The 13,191-nt window shown below is 47.0% G+C and carries 11 protein-coding genes; 7 read left to right on the top strand and 4 right to left on the bottom strand.

The genetic code is table 11. The features are described 5' to 3' along the window. Positions 1 to 141: 141 nt before the first annotated feature. The 4 genes from NIAKO_RS02695 (at position 142) to NIAKO_RS02680 (ending at position 4,325) form a co-directional block, all read left to right on the top strand. The gene (locus tag NIAKO_RS02695; protein ID WP_014216857.1) at positions 142 to 621 is read left to right on the top strand and encodes a (2Fe-2S)-binding protein; all 480 of its coding nucleotides are present in this window, start codon (positions 142 to 144) and stop codon (positions 619 to 621) included. Between the two features lie 20 nt (positions 622 to 641). Then, positions 642 to 2,807 carry a xanthine dehydrogenase family protein molybdopterin-binding subunit gene (locus NIAKO_RS02690; protein WP_014216856.1) on the top strand — a complete coding sequence of 722 codons (2,166 nt, stop codon included), beginning with the start codon at positions 642 to 644 and terminating at the stop codon, positions 2,805 to 2,807. A 328-nt stretch (positions 2,808 to 3,135) separates the two neighbouring features. Next, positions 3,136 to 3,852 (top strand): hypothetical protein, encoded by a 717-nt coding sequence (locus NIAKO_RS02685; protein WP_014216855.1) that lies wholly within the window; start codon positions 3,136 to 3,138, stop codon positions 3,850 to 3,852. A gap of 38 nt (positions 3,853 to 3,890) precedes the next feature. Beyond that, the gene (locus NIAKO_RS02680; protein WP_133055397.1) at positions 3,891 to 4,325 is read left to right on the top strand and encodes a hypothetical protein; all 435 of its coding nucleotides are present in this window, start codon (positions 3,891 to 3,893) and stop codon (positions 4,323 to 4,325) included. A 107-nt stretch (positions 4,326 to 4,432) separates the two neighbouring features. Here the strand turns inward: NIAKO_RS02680 and NIAKO_RS02675 are convergent, their stop codons facing one another. Both NIAKO_RS02675 and NIAKO_RS02670 read right to left on the bottom strand, forming a co-directional pair. Further along, complete coding sequence (locus NIAKO_RS02675; RefSeq protein WP_014216853.1) at positions 4,433 to 5,539, bottom strand: AAA family ATPase; 1,107 nt, start codon at positions 5,537 to 5,539, stop codon at positions 4,433 to 4,435. After that, the gene (locus NIAKO_RS02670) at positions 5,517 to 6,230 is read right to left on the bottom strand and encodes an RNA ligase family protein (RefSeq protein WP_014216852.1); all 714 of its coding nucleotides are present in this window, start codon (positions 6,228 to 6,230) and stop codon (positions 5,517 to 5,519) included. The genes NIAKO_RS02675 and NIAKO_RS02670 overlap by 23 nt, the downstream gene beginning before the upstream one ends. Positions 6,231 to 6,413: 183 nt before the next feature. On the opposite strand from NIAKO_RS02670, the gene NIAKO_RS02665 reads away from it, so the two are divergent. Then, positions 6,414 to 6,704 (top strand): hypothetical protein, encoded by a 291-nt coding sequence (locus tag NIAKO_RS02665; RefSeq protein WP_014216851.1) that lies wholly within the window; start codon positions 6,414 to 6,416, stop codon positions 6,702 to 6,704. Between the two features lie 14 nt (positions 6,705 to 6,718). Here NIAKO_RS02665 and NIAKO_RS02660 read toward each other — a convergent pair whose 3' ends face one another. Next, entirely contained in the window at positions 6,719 to 7,132 is a 414-nt protein-coding gene (locus NIAKO_RS02660) for a hypothetical protein (protein WP_133055398.1), read from the bottom strand. 337 nt (positions 7,133 to 7,469) lie between these two features. Here NIAKO_RS02660 and NIAKO_RS02655 point away from each other — a divergent pair, with 337 nt between their 5' ends. Next, positions 7,470 to 10,790, top strand: a complete 3,321-nt coding sequence (locus NIAKO_RS02655) for a SusC/RagA family TonB-linked outer membrane protein (protein ID WP_014216849.1) — start codon at positions 7,470 to 7,472, stop codon at positions 10,788 to 10,790. 18 nt (positions 10,791 to 10,808) lie between these two features. Further along, positions 10,809 to 12,281: a SusD/RagB family nutrient-binding outer membrane lipoprotein gene (locus tag NIAKO_RS02650; protein ID WP_014216848.1), complete on the top strand. Its 1,473-nt coding sequence runs from the start codon at positions 10,809 to 10,811 to the stop codon at positions 12,279 to 12,281. On the opposite strand, the gene NIAKO_RS02645 is transcribed toward NIAKO_RS02650, so the two are convergent. Further along, positions 12,278 to 13,174: a helix-turn-helix domain-containing protein gene (locus tag NIAKO_RS02645; protein ID WP_014216847.1), complete on the bottom strand. Its 897-nt coding sequence runs from the start codon at positions 13,172 to 13,174 to the stop codon at positions 12,278 to 12,280. The two genes, NIAKO_RS02650 and NIAKO_RS02645, sit on opposite strands and share 4 nt — an antisense overlap. Positions 13,175 to 13,191: the final 17 nt, after the last annotated feature.

Below are 13,191 nucleotides of genomic sequence, written 5' to 3'. Positions count from 1 at the left end.
TAAAGTTACAACAGTTGACAAACATATTTTTATACAAATTCGACCAACGGCGTTGGGCATAATTCCCCTGCCATTAGAATAAATAAGTTGGCTGCCGCGTCGCCTTTGTCGTAACTTAATAGTATCCTAAATACCAACTTTATGGCGTCCTACAATCTCAGCATAAACGGTACCTCGCATGCCGTTGAAGCTGACCCTAAAATGCCCCTGCTCTGGGTTTTACGCGATCTGCTTAGCATGACAGGTACAAAATACGGTTGCGGCATGAGCCAGTGCGGCGCCTGCACCGTACACCTCAATGGCAATGCCATCCGCTCCTGCTCCATGCCGGTATCGGCAGTAGGCAATCAAAAAATAACCACCATTGAAGGCATTAGTACCAATAATACGCACGCCGTGCAACAGGCATGGATAGCGGAGCAGGTGCCACAATGCGGGTATTGCCAAAGCGGACAGATCATGTCGGCCGTAGCTCTGTTAAAGCGCAATCCTAACCCCACCGACCGCGATATTGACCTCGCCATGCAGGGAAATATTTGTCGCTGCGGCACCTATCCCCGCATTCGCAAAGCCATACATAGAGCAGCTGGCATGATGAAACAGCCGGCAAAAGGTTTTTAAACTTTTAATCAACCCGAGTTATGCAACCCAAACATACCATCGATCGCCGCGCGTTTTTGAAACTATCCAGTCTTACCAGTGCGGCATTAACTATAGGTTTTTATTTTCCTGCACTGGCAGAAGAGAGCTCCATTATAACTGCGGAAACAGCCGAAAATCTTGGAATTGTGTTGAACGCATTTATTTCTATCGACAAAACCGGTAAGGTGTCTATCATCAATCACCGGGCCGAAATGGGCCAGGGTGCTTTTCAGGCAGTGCCGCAAATGATTGCCGAGGAACTGGAAGTGTCGCTCGACCAGGTGTCGATCGCGTTTGGTTCCGGAGATCAAACTAAATATGGTCTTAGTCAAACCACCGGCGGCAGTTCTACGGTACGCAGCGCCTATAAACATTTGTTGAGAACCGGCGCCACTGCCCGCGAAATGTTGGTAGAAGCTGCTGCAAAAAAGTGGAATGCGCCTGCAACTGAATGTTATGCGCAAAACGGTGAAGTCATTCACAGCCCCAGTGGTAAAAAGCTCGGTTATGGCGAGCTGGTAGAAGAAGCCGCCAAACTCACGCCACCCAAACAGGTTGCCCTCAAGGAACGAAAAAATTATACGATCATCGGCAAACCATTGCCCCGGCAGGACACCCCGGCCAAGGTGAATGGCAAGGCTGAATTCGGGCTCGACAAAAAATTACCCGGCATGTTGTATGCCGTGGTAGAACGATGTCCTTACTTTTTGGGAAAGGTTAAAAGTTATGATGACAGCGCCGTGAAAACCATGCCCGGCGTAAAACATGTTTTTAAAGTACAAATGCCGGTGTTTGATTCCATCAGGGAAGGCATTGCCATTGTGGCCGACAATACCTGGGCTGCTATGCAGGCCCGCAAAGCCTTACAGGTAGAATGGGATACTACCGGGCTTGAACACCTGGATACCGCCGCCCTGTACAACCGCATGAAGGAAGACCTGAACAAACCCGGTTTATCACAACGCACCGGTGGTAATTTTGACGCCACTTACGACAAAGCCGCCAAAAAGTTGGAAGCTATTTATGAAACACCCTACGAGGCGCACGCCTGTATGGAACCGCTGAATTGTGTAGCCGATGTGCAGGATAACAAGATCACCGTATGGGGGCCTATCCAGGGGCCGGACTGGATCCAGCGCGACCTGGCCGAACGATTGAAAATACCCTTAGAAAATATTACGGTGAATATGACTTTCCTCGGCGGTGGTTTTGGCAGAAAAGCATTTACCGATTACACTACCGAAGCAGTAGTGATCTCAAAAGAAATAAAAGCCCCTGTACAGGTTGTGTGGACACGTGAGGATGATATGACACAGGGGCCTTTCCGCCCCGGCGCCGTGTATGCCTGCAAAGCAGGCATGGACGAAAACGGACGCATCACCGCCTTTCAAACCAAAATGGCGGCGCAGAATATGGACCATCAATGGCCCCATGCCAATAAGAGCAATTTCAATGGCAGCACTATGGAAGGGTTACCGGAAGTATTTATCAATGGGCTTGAACATTATAGTTTTTCCGATGTGCCTACCGAATCGCCTATTCCTGTTATGTGGTGGCGTTCGGTTTATTCTTCTACCAATGGATTTGCCTATGAAAGTTTTATGGATGAACTGGCGCATGCCGCGAAAATTGACCCGCTCGATTTCCATCGGCTGCAATTGCGCGATGAACGCGCCGAAGCACTGATGGCCATGCTGGAAGAAAAAACCGGCTGGCGCACCCGCGAAAAAAATTCCGGCTGGGGTATTGCCATCACCGAATGTTTTAAAAGTATGGTAGGCGAAGCCGTAAAAGTATCCAAACAGGCAGATGGCAAATTAAAGATAGACCGGATCGTTGCCGTAATGGATTGTGGCTGGTATGTGAATCCCGATATCATTAAGCAACAGGTAGAAGGCAGTATTGTAATGGCCCTTGGCGCCGCCACCACGCATGAAACCCATTTTACCGATGGCAAGGCAGTGGAGACCAATTTTCATCAATACCATATGCCACGCATACCCGATGTACCCGACATTGAGGTATATATTATGGAGAACGAAGAAAAACCCGGCGGCGTTGGCGAACCGGGCTTACCACCCTTTGCACCGGCCTTGTGCAATGCAATTTTTGATTTAACGGGCAAGCGTATCAGAAAACTGCCATTTAACATGAACGAGGTTTAAATAAAAAGTCCCGGTATGAATACCGGGACGAAAATTGCGTAAAAGAGTGAGTGAACCATAATAAAAAATTGCGCGGCTATTCAATCACTATCTTCTTTGTAAACACTACAACCTTGCAGGTTGAACTAAACAATTGGTGAAAATTATTTCGTACAGGGGGGCGACAGAGCTATCAGAGGAGTGAACATAGCTAAGCAATCGCATATAGCAAATTAGAGCAGTAGCAACGTTAAAAAATGGAATATCTTATCGCTGTGATGTACTATTTTTTTACCGCATTCGTTACAGTTGTATTATTCTGTAACCAAACTCCTTTAACCGGGCACGTATGCAAACGTTCAAGATCAATACTAAAGGCTTTACCAAAAAGTTCCTGAAAAGGTCAATTCCCACTGTACTCTTACCTATAATCATTTGGATCACGATCTTTAACATTCAGGGGGGCGGCGCCTATGTAAGCATTACTTTTTATCTTATTCCTATTGTTTTTATAACTGCTTTATGTGGCTTTTCCATCTGGCGGGGAATAAAAAGGCAAAGAGCACTGCTGGAAAGCTATGAACTGACTATTTCAGATACCCTTATTTGCCGGGAACAACTGAACACGCCCGATATTTCTATTTTAGTTTCGGAAGTGATTGAAATTGCCAAACACCCCAAGGGAGGTTTTACCATCAAAGGCAGCAGAAAAAACGGCACCATTATTATCCCCGTGCAAATTGAGAATTATGAACAAATTGAAGCCATTCTGCAGCAAATACATCCCATCATTCTCAAAAAAAACGCCTGGAAAAACATGCTCCGTGTTCTATTGCCGCTTGCCGGGCTGGGGCTTTTCCTTTGTGTTTATTTGCTAAACAATAAAATTATAGTAGGCGTTGCCGGCACTTTATTAACAGGATTGATGATCTGGAGCCTGGTATTGATTCAAAAAAATAAAAACGTCGATCGCAAAACCAAGAATCGCATGTGGATCATGTTACTGGTTTTGGCCAGCATTATTTGGGTAACGATCATGAAGCTAACAGCGCCCACGCTCCCCTAGCCTGTTAAACCGTACCTTTATTGCACAAACCGGTACGCTTGGCATCCCTTAGCAATGAGGAAGAACAGGAACTGAAAAAAGCATTGGGCAAACCCAAATACTACCTGGATGCACCGGATAAAATTGCCGGTGAGCAGTATTATTGGTTCCCTAACCAGGGCGATAGCATGAATGACCATTCGGAGCGGTCGATCCCCGGCGGCAGTATGGTGCTGGGCAGACTGTTACCAATAAAAAACCTGGAGGAAGTTCCATTGAACCGCCCCCTGGTTTTTATCATCGATTTTCACGGCGAACAATTCTGCCTGTTGAAATGCCCTACTGAAATAAATGCAGCTACCAACAAACTTTGTTTGCATAGCTACAACCCGGGCACTGGCTACGACGATCTGTGGGTACCTTTTCGATACCTTAAATACATTTTTATAGTTGAAAGAGTGCGTAGGCCTAACGGCAGTGAATTTGTGCCATGATGAAGATGGCAGACGGTACCCTCCATCAACTCTATCAACTCTATCAACTTGCTACTTAATTCCACTTCCCCCCTCTATACACGTCAACGTGTCAACGTGTTAACGTGTCAACCCGCTACAAAAACCACCTCATGCCCCTCCCAAACCGCCGGCACTTCCAACTTGGACACCAGCTTATCTACCACATGCTTCGGCACCACGGCCTCCCGGTCTTTGTTCTGCGCATGCAGCCTTGCATACGGAACTTCTACATACACCATTTTTACATACGCTTTGTACGTAACAAACAGCTCCACCAGTTGCGCCCGCATTTGCCGGGTAATGTTGGTGGCGTTCCAGACAAAATGCTGTTTGCGGCGTAAGTATTCGCGGGCCTGCGCTTTGGCCAGCTGAACAATGGTGCCATTGCCGCTTTTGTCGGTGGGCGCAATTTTGTGCTTCCGGCGGATCTCATCGAGGTTGATCACCGGCCAGTTTTTATAATGCTGTTGCACATAGGTATCCTTACCAGCGCCGGGCAGTCCGCACAGCATTACCACCGTTGCACCAAAATCATCGAAGGGAACAAAACCGGGTGCGCTGTCTTCCTTATAAAAATAATGGAACCGCGCATGCGGCGTTTGAAAGCCTCTGGGTTGTCCCCAGCAATCCTGTTCCTGGCAAAGGGCTTCAAACAGGTCGATGCGGTATAATAGCTCCGACTGATCGCTGCAATTGCGCCCCAATGCATCGGCCCTTGCCAGCAGCGAAAGCAGGCGGGTGTTTACCAGTTCACTGGTCTCAATGATCATTCGCGTAGGGTCGCTTCTTTCAATGGCCCAAATGGGCATGCCGTGATAGCGCACCAGCTGTACCACCTGTTCCCTTAAAAAGAAGGGCGCGGGTATTTGCGTATATAAGATCTGCCGCGCGGTAAGGGCGCCTTTTTTTGAATGACCCCGGGAGGTAATGCTGCCATCTGCTTCGTGCACCGTGGTGCTGCGTTTCTCTACATCGTGCAACAGGGCGGCTGCCCATAGGACTTCCTGCTCCTGCGCAGGCAGTTGCTTATACCCTTCCAGTTGTTGCAAGGCTTCCAGTACCATACGGGTATGAACAGCCACATTACCTTCGGCATGATGCACGGGGTCCTGCGGCACATCTTCCATGTCACGTACCCAGTTGAACTGTTCGCGCAGGGAGGCCCAGTCCTTACCGGTTGTTAAAGTCCACATAATTACCTCCTTCGTTTTTCAATGGCGCCCGCTTCCAGTTGCGGGTCCAATGCTCATTTGTTTTTACATGCCCTTTGCGCACCCATTTAAATACGTTGTGCGCAAAATCATCACGGTGAAAAGCAACCGCATTGCGGCTTACTATGCCTTCCAGCGTACAGGGCTGTTCTGTTGCCGTATCAATGGGATCAAATGCACCTGCGGTGCCGGTTATGTTCAATAACTTTTCCTCGAACAGCAACCGGTTAACGGGTGTACTTTCTATTCCAATCACCGGTACGGTTGGCAGATCCAGCAGGGCGGCATAAAATGTTACTTCTTCCCAGCTTAACCAGCGCCCGGCTTCGCGTACGGCAAAAACATAGAAATGGTGCTCCAACTGTTGGTACCGGATGGAATGCACGGCATACAGGTTCTCTAAAAATATTTCCAGATCGCCCAGGTCGTTTTTCACCAGTTGCCAGAATTCGCGCAGGGTGGCTGTCCAGGGCGATGTAGTGGGCGCAGCATGCGAACGCGCAAACACGCCCCATTTGCTCAAACAGTTGTTCTCACCGTCGAGCTTTTCGGTATGTACTACCGTTTTTATTTGTTGAAGGTCGCTCCAGTAATCAAAATTGATCCGGTCGTCGCTGGTAGTGCCCGGCGAAAAGGGATAATGATACGTGCGACCGTATTTTACGGATTGCATATATTATCGGTATAAAAAAAAGAATAAAGGGAACACGCTTTACGTAGCGCGCTCAATCAGAAAGGATTATATGTGGGGAGAATTACATAACACAGGTTTGACCTTGTTTTGAATAGATGCAAAGTTAAACATTAATTGCGGCATTCAAATTGCAATTGCTTATTTTTAAAAAAACCTTTGTCTATGACACTCACTGAGTTGCTTATACTTTTAGTTATTGCCGCCATCTGCGGAGGCGTTGGTCAGTCTCTTGCCGGTTACGATCTGGGCGGTTGTTTTGTGTCCATCATCGTTGGTTTTATTGGCGCCTATATTGGACTATGGATCGCCGGTAAATTCGGACTGCCCGAGATCTTTGCTATTAAAGTGGGTGGAAAAACATTTCCGGTTGTATGGGCAGTAGTGGGATCAGCAGTATTTACCCTGATCATTGCATTAATACGCGGGGCCATATTTGGCCGGAACCGTGTGTAGGTAGCTTAAATTTTTCAGGACCTCACCCCGTTGAAGAGTGAATCGACAATAAAGCTCAACTGATTTTCAGCTAAATTGAAATCGTCTTCCATGAACATCTTATTGCCGATCGCCTTCAGGGTGAGGTTTATCATTTTTGCCCACAACCCCATTTCTGCATTGTTCATCATTTTTACTTCATGCTGGCTGATACCCAAAATGAGAATGTCCTTTGTCAGTTCTTCAATATGCGAATCACGTTTCTTTAAAATACTTCCAAACAGGTAATGGTTCTCATACATGTCTGATTTAAAGATGGAGAACTTATTTGCCTTCAGTTTTACATCTGCAAACATCCCGGTAATCAGTACATGGAATTTCCTGTTTGCCGACTCTTCTTTTTTCACTATTTCAGCAACACTGGCTTGCGCGGCTTCTATATCACCCAACACCACCGCCTCAAAGATCTCGGTGCATGTAGTATAACATTAAAAAGGTATAAATAAGGAAGGACAAGTACGACAGATTGGCTTATTTTTCAAATTGGATGCATCCCGAATCGTCGGGATGCTTTTTTATTATAGAAGAGTACATAACGAATAATGAACTTTCGCATATTTTTCATCATCACACCACTTAAATAATATCTCTACTTCAAGCATAGTTGATAGCCCCCGGGGCATGAATTTTTCTGCCATTATTTTGTTAACTATCTATTATAGCCATGGCATAAAACATAACACCAGGCCTTGTAGATCTTTTGTGCACCATTTAAACTAACCGTGTATGAAAAGCAGCGATGCCAACCAAAGCAACTCGATGAGCTTTCCATGTATTATCCTTCTCTTTTCTCTCACCTTATTATCATTACACACAACAGCGAACGACAATCCCGGTAAACGATTTATTTCCATAAGCGGAAAAGTTACCGGCGCCAATGACCAGCAACCCTTGCAGGGCGTTTCTGTAACTGTAAAGGGAACCACTACCGGTACCGCAACAGATGCAGAAGGTTTGTACCGCTTCAACAACGTAGATGGCAATGCCACGCTTGTCTTCAGCATTGTTGGTTACCAGTCTATGGAATTGCCGGTAAAAAACCGTACCATTATTGATGTTTCCTTACAGGTTGAAGCAGGACAGCTGATGGAAACCATTGTTACCGCCAATGCCATCCGGCGCGACAAACGCTCACTGGGCTATTCGGCGCCAGTAGTAAGAAGCGATGAACTGTTGAATGGCCGTAGCACCAGTCCGTTAAGCGCTTTACAGGGCAAGGTGGCTGGCGTTAATATTACCAGTGTGGGCGGCGCACCCAACAGTTCTACCCGCATTGTACTACGCGGAGGTTCTTCCATCAGCGGTAATAACCAGGCGCTTATTGTGATAGACGGCGTACCTATTGATAACTCCGATTTTTTGGGCGGAAGTGATCTGCGCACTTCACAAAACAGCGGCGTGGTTGACCCCAGAAGTACTGTTAACTTCGGTAACCGGGGAAACGACATCAATCCCGAAGACATTGAATCCATTACCGTCCTGAAAGGCCCAACAGCCGCAGCCCTCTACGGTTCCCGCGCCTCAAACGGCGCCGTTGTTATTACAACGAAGTCGGGAAAAAAAGGATCAAAAAATGAAGTGACTGTTAGTTCAACCGTTACATTTTCCAACATCCTGAAACTGCCCAAGATGCAAAATGAATATGGGCAGGGATATTACATAGGCACGGATACCACCACCGGCCGTAATATATATTATAACGATCCCAGAGAAAATTTTAGCTGGGGACCGGCATTTGACGGCAAAACAATAGAATGGGGACAGGAGATCAACGGCAAAAGATTAACCATGCCTTACTCTGCCGCCAAGGACAATGAAAAGAAATTCTTTGAGCTGGGAAAAGGTATCAGTAATACCGTTTCATTTTCCGGTTCAGGCGAAAAAACAACGTTCTATCTGTCGCTTAACAGTTTGAACAATGATGGCATCATGCCTGGTAATAAAGACAGTTACAACCGGTATAACGTCCGGTTTAATGGTACTGCCAACCTGAGCAACAATATCTCCACCAGCGTAAGTATCAATTACAGCCGCATAAACAGCAACCTGGTGCAGGGCGGGCAGGGCCCCGGCTCCGTTTATGACAACGTGTTGCAGACCCCGCGTAACATACCTCTCGATAAAATGGGTGACCTGAACAATCCCTACTACGGCTATGGCTTTTTGAACGACCGGGGTGAACCGGTATATGGCTTTTACGCGGCTTATACCGTAAGCCCTTACTGGTTATTGGAGAACTACAAGAATCAAAACGATGTGGACCGCGTGGTGGGTAATTTCACTGTAAACTGGAAGCCATTGAAATGGTTGAACATCGTAGAACGCTTCGGCGCCGATGTGTACAGCGACCGCAGAAGATTTAAATACCCCAAGTTCACCTACTTTCCGTGGGATGAAACAACAGGAAATTATGACCGCTCGAACTTTCACTCCGAAGTGGGACAGTACCGGGAAAATACATTTAATGTAAGTGAACTGGTGAATGACCTGATGGTGACTGCCAAAAAAGATTTCGGCGATTTTACCACCAGCCTTATGGTCGGGCACAACCTGCGGCAACGGACGGCTTCCCTGCTGGATGCCAGTACCAACGAATCGTTCGGACTAATTGTTCCCAACTGGTATAACCTCGATAACAGCAACGGTCCGTTATACAATTACAACGAGTACAGCCAGCGGCGTTTAATGGGTTTGTATGGACAATTAACGGTTGGCTGGAAAGAACTGGTGTTCCTTGACCTTACCGCGCGTAACGACTGGTCTTCTACCCTGCCCAAAAACAACAATTCTTTCTTTTATCCCAGCGCCAGCGCTTCGTTTGTTTTTTCTGAATTGCTGAAAGACGGAAAGATCGGCGACATCTTAAATTATGGAAAGTTACGGGCCAGTGTAGCCCAGGTGGGTAACGATGCAAACCCATTCCTGTTAAACAACTATTACGCCCGGGCTGAAGTAGATGGCAGCTTTGGCAGTACTACTTTTCCTTTTAATGGCGTACCAGGCCTTTCCCGGTACAGCCGTATTGGTAACCCCAATTTAAAACCAGAGATCACCACTGCTTATGAGGTGGGCGCCGAAATGAACCTCTGGAATAATCGCCTGTATGTAGACTTCTCCGTTTACAAAAACAGATCAAAAGACCAGATCCTGACCATTCCTATTGCTGAAGCATCGGGCTTTACCAGTAAAGTGATCAACGGCGGTATTGTAGAAAATAAAGGTGTAGAACTGAGCTTGCGGGGTACACCCATTCGCACATCTTCAGGATTTTCGCTTGAACTGTATGGAACCTATACCCGCAACCGGAATAAGGTGGTGGATCTGCAACAGGAAGGTGTAACCCAGGTTTCATTGGGCGGACTGGCAGACATGGCAGCCGTAGCGGCCGAAGGAAAACCCTATGGTACATTTTATGGTGTGGATGTTCAGCATGACGACCAGGGCAGGGTGATCGTTGATCCAAAGACCGGGCTTCCACTTGTAACAACCGGTGCTGTTTATTTTGGTTCCTACAATCCCAAATATGTAGCCTCCCTGGGCGCCAACATACGTTACAAACAATGGAGCCTGAATGTGCTTTTCGACAGAAAGTATGGCGGACAATTTGTTTCCCGCACCAAAGACATCATCGATTTCAATGGCACAGCCTGGGAAACTGCCGAACATGGCCGTGAGCCTTATGTTTTTCCCAACTCAGTATATCGTGACGCCACCGGCAAACTGGTTGAAAATACATCGATCAAAATGTTACCGCAGAATTTTTTCACCGACCAGCCTTACGGCCGCAACGTGCTCGATGCCTCTTATATTAAAATGCGGGAAGTTAGCCTGAGTTATAAATTGAAGAAAAGCGCGCTTAAAAAGGGGCCCTTTGGTGATGTCACCATTGGTTTATTCGGCAACAACCTCTTCTTATGGGTGCCATCTTCCAACAAATACGTTGACCCCGAGATCAATTCGGCGGGCGCTACCAATCTGCAGGGCTTCGACTTCACCGCACAGCCCTCCCAACGGAATTTTGGATTTAATATAAGCGCTACTTTATAACCGTTAAAAGATTTTACTATGACAACTCAATATATAAAGAAAAGCTGCCTGGTGCTGTTGGCCGTTAGCGTCATCGGCCTTGCCGGCTGTAAGAAATACCTGGACACCAATAACAATCCTAATTTGTCTACTACCGCTTCACCCGACCTGTTGCTGCCTGCGGTACAGGCAGCTATCGGTCACGTACTGGGCAACCCGCTTCAGATCTATGGCAGTTTCTGGGCGCAATACTGGACACAAAATCCTACGTCTTCACAATACAGAAGCATAGAACAATACGCCAGCACCACTACCGATTTTGACCGGGTTTGGCGCATGATGTATCCCGATGCACTTCAGGACATCCAGGAAATACTGAACATGACGCAGGGGAAACAGAGCTTAAATCAATATACCGCCATTGCGCTTTTGATGAAAGCTTACGACATGCAGTTAGCCACCGATGCATTTGGCGATATACCTTTAACCCAGGCCGCCACGCCTAACATTACCAATCCCACGTATACGCCGCAACAACAGGTGTACGACAGCATCTTTGCTTATGTAGACCGCGCCATTTCATTAATAGATGTGAATGCAGAAGTAACGCCCTCCGGCGACGACCTCATCTTCCAGGGAAATATGGAACAATGGCTGCGTTTTGCCAATACGTTTAAACTGCGCGCATACCTGCGGTTGTCGGAAGTAGCGCCACAAAAAGCAGCAGCGGGCATAGCCACTTTAAGCGGCGCCAATACCATGTTCCTCGAAACCGATGCCCAAATCAATTATAGTACGATTGGTGGTAATCAAAATCCGCTGTTCTCTGAAATGCTTGGGCTGGGCCGCACGCAGAACATGGTGGCCAGTGAAACCGTAACCAAATTCATGACACAAAATCATGACCCCAGGGAGCCTGTCTTTTTTAATTATTCCACTACTGCATACACAGTTGATACCATCATCGGCCTTAAGCAGGGAGCTTACCGTGGCAACGCCCAGAATGATACCATCTCATTGCCCACCGCTGCTGTTGGCGCCAATGGACTGAACGACAAATCCGCCAACGCCCCGGTTAAATTTATGTCGGCTGCCGAAAGTTATTTTTTACAGGCAGAAGCGGTGGTTAGGGGCTGGCTGAATACAGGCGTGCCTGCACAGACTTTATTCACCAAAGGTATACAGGCAAGCTTTGCTTCTTATAATGTACCGGGTGTATCTACCTATCTGGCCTCAGCGCCGGCCGCGCAATGGCCGGGTGGCACAACGGCACAGATCAGGGCCATCATTATACAAAAATGGCTGGCGATGACGGGCAACCAGGGTTTTGAAGCCTGGACTGAATGGCGCCGTACGAATTACCCTGACTTCTTTACCACTTCTGCAGCCAGTTCAATAGGAGCAGGAAGAATGCCTGAACGTTTAATATATCCCAACTCGGAAGTAACAAGAAATGCGAATTTCCCAGGCATCGCTTTAATATACACGAAGGTATGGTGGGATGCGAATTAATTCTGCCTGAACTCCTTTGGTGATTTACCAGTCTTAGACTTGAAGATCTTCGTAAAGTGCGAAGGATGTTCGAAACCAAGGTTATAAGCAATTTCTGAAATCGCCAGGTCGCTGCTCCACAACAGCGACTTGGCTTTTTCTATCATCTTTAAATGGATGTGTTCCAGTGTTGGTTTCCCCGTGTATTTTGTAAGCAGGTCTGATAAATAGTTTGGCGACAGATTTAATCGCGACGCAAAATATTTCACATCCGGCAATCCAGCTTCTATTAATGTATCCTGCGCGAAATATTCATTCAACAACCGTTCAAAATTCTCCAGGGTATCGTTACTCACCTTCACCCGCGTTAAAAACTGCCGGTCGTAAAACCGGGAGCAGTAACCAAAAAACAGTTCGAGGTTTGTCAGCATCAGGTTATAGGTATGCGTATCCAGGTTCTGTACAATTTCGCGTTGAATATTGTGCAGGCATTCTTCCAGGATCTTATTCTCGGCATCGGAAATATGCAGGGCTTCATTGGCATCGTACCCAAAGAAAGAAAAATTTGTCAATGCCGCGCCCTTTTTGGATGCATTCAAAAAATCGGGATGAATGTACATGGCCCATCCTTCTCTTACCTCGAATGCAGGATCGGGTTGAATAGCCTGCTGCGGCGCCATAAAGATCAATGACCCTTCGGAAAAATCATAAGTAGAACGCCCATACCTGAATTCACCCTGGGCCTTTTTGCAGGCAATAGCATACATATCCAGGCGGTAATAAATATCACCCTTCCGCCGTTTGCTCCTGTCCACCTTAGCCCAGTCAATGATGGTAATAAGCGGGTGAGTAGGTTTTTCATACCCATAGAAAGTATGCAACTCCGTGATGGAGTGAATGTCTACGAATTCCATAATAGTAAGGTAAACAA

This window comes from Niastella koreensis GR20-10 (assembly GCF_000246855.1).
Taxonomy (GTDB): Bacteria; Bacteroidota; Bacteroidia; order Chitinophagales; family Chitinophagaceae; genus Niastella; species Niastella koreensis.
This window is presented reverse-complemented; position numbering and strand designations above follow the sequence as displayed.

Excerpts from the sequence above, each read along its gene's own strand:
- NIAKO_RS02695 (WP_014216857.1), top strand. The coding sequence starts at position 142 with ATGGCGTCCTACAATCTCAGCATAAACGGTACCTCGCATGCCGTTGAA.
- NIAKO_RS02690 (WP_014216856.1), top strand. The coding sequence starts at position 642 with ATGCAACCCAAACATACCATCGATCGCCGCGCGTTTTTGAAACTATCC.
- NIAKO_RS02685 (WP_014216855.1), top strand. The coding sequence starts at position 3,136 with ATGCAAACGTTCAAGATCAATACTAAAGGCTTTACCAAAAAGTTCCTG.
- NIAKO_RS02675 (WP_014216853.1), bottom strand. The coding sequence starts at position 5,539 with ATGTGGACTTTAACAACCGGTAAGGACTGGGCCTCCCTGCGCGAACAG.
- NIAKO_RS02670 (WP_014216852.1), bottom strand. The coding sequence starts at position 6,230 with ATGCAATCCGTAAAATACGGTCGCACGTATCATTATCCCTTTTCGCCG.
- NIAKO_RS02665 (WP_014216851.1), top strand. The coding sequence starts at position 6,414 with ATGACACTCACTGAGTTGCTTATACTTTTAGTTATTGCCGCCATCTGC.
- NIAKO_RS02655 (WP_014216849.1), top strand. The coding sequence starts at position 7,470 with ATGAAAAGCAGCGATGCCAACCAAAGCAACTCGATGAGCTTTCCATGT.
- NIAKO_RS02650 (WP_014216848.1), top strand. The coding sequence starts at position 10,809 with ATGACAACTCAATATATAAAGAAAAGCTGCCTGGTGCTGTTGGCCGTT.
- NIAKO_RS02645 (WP_014216847.1), bottom strand. The coding sequence starts at position 13,174 with ATGGAATTCGTAGACATTCACTCCATCACGGAGTTGCATACTTTCTAT.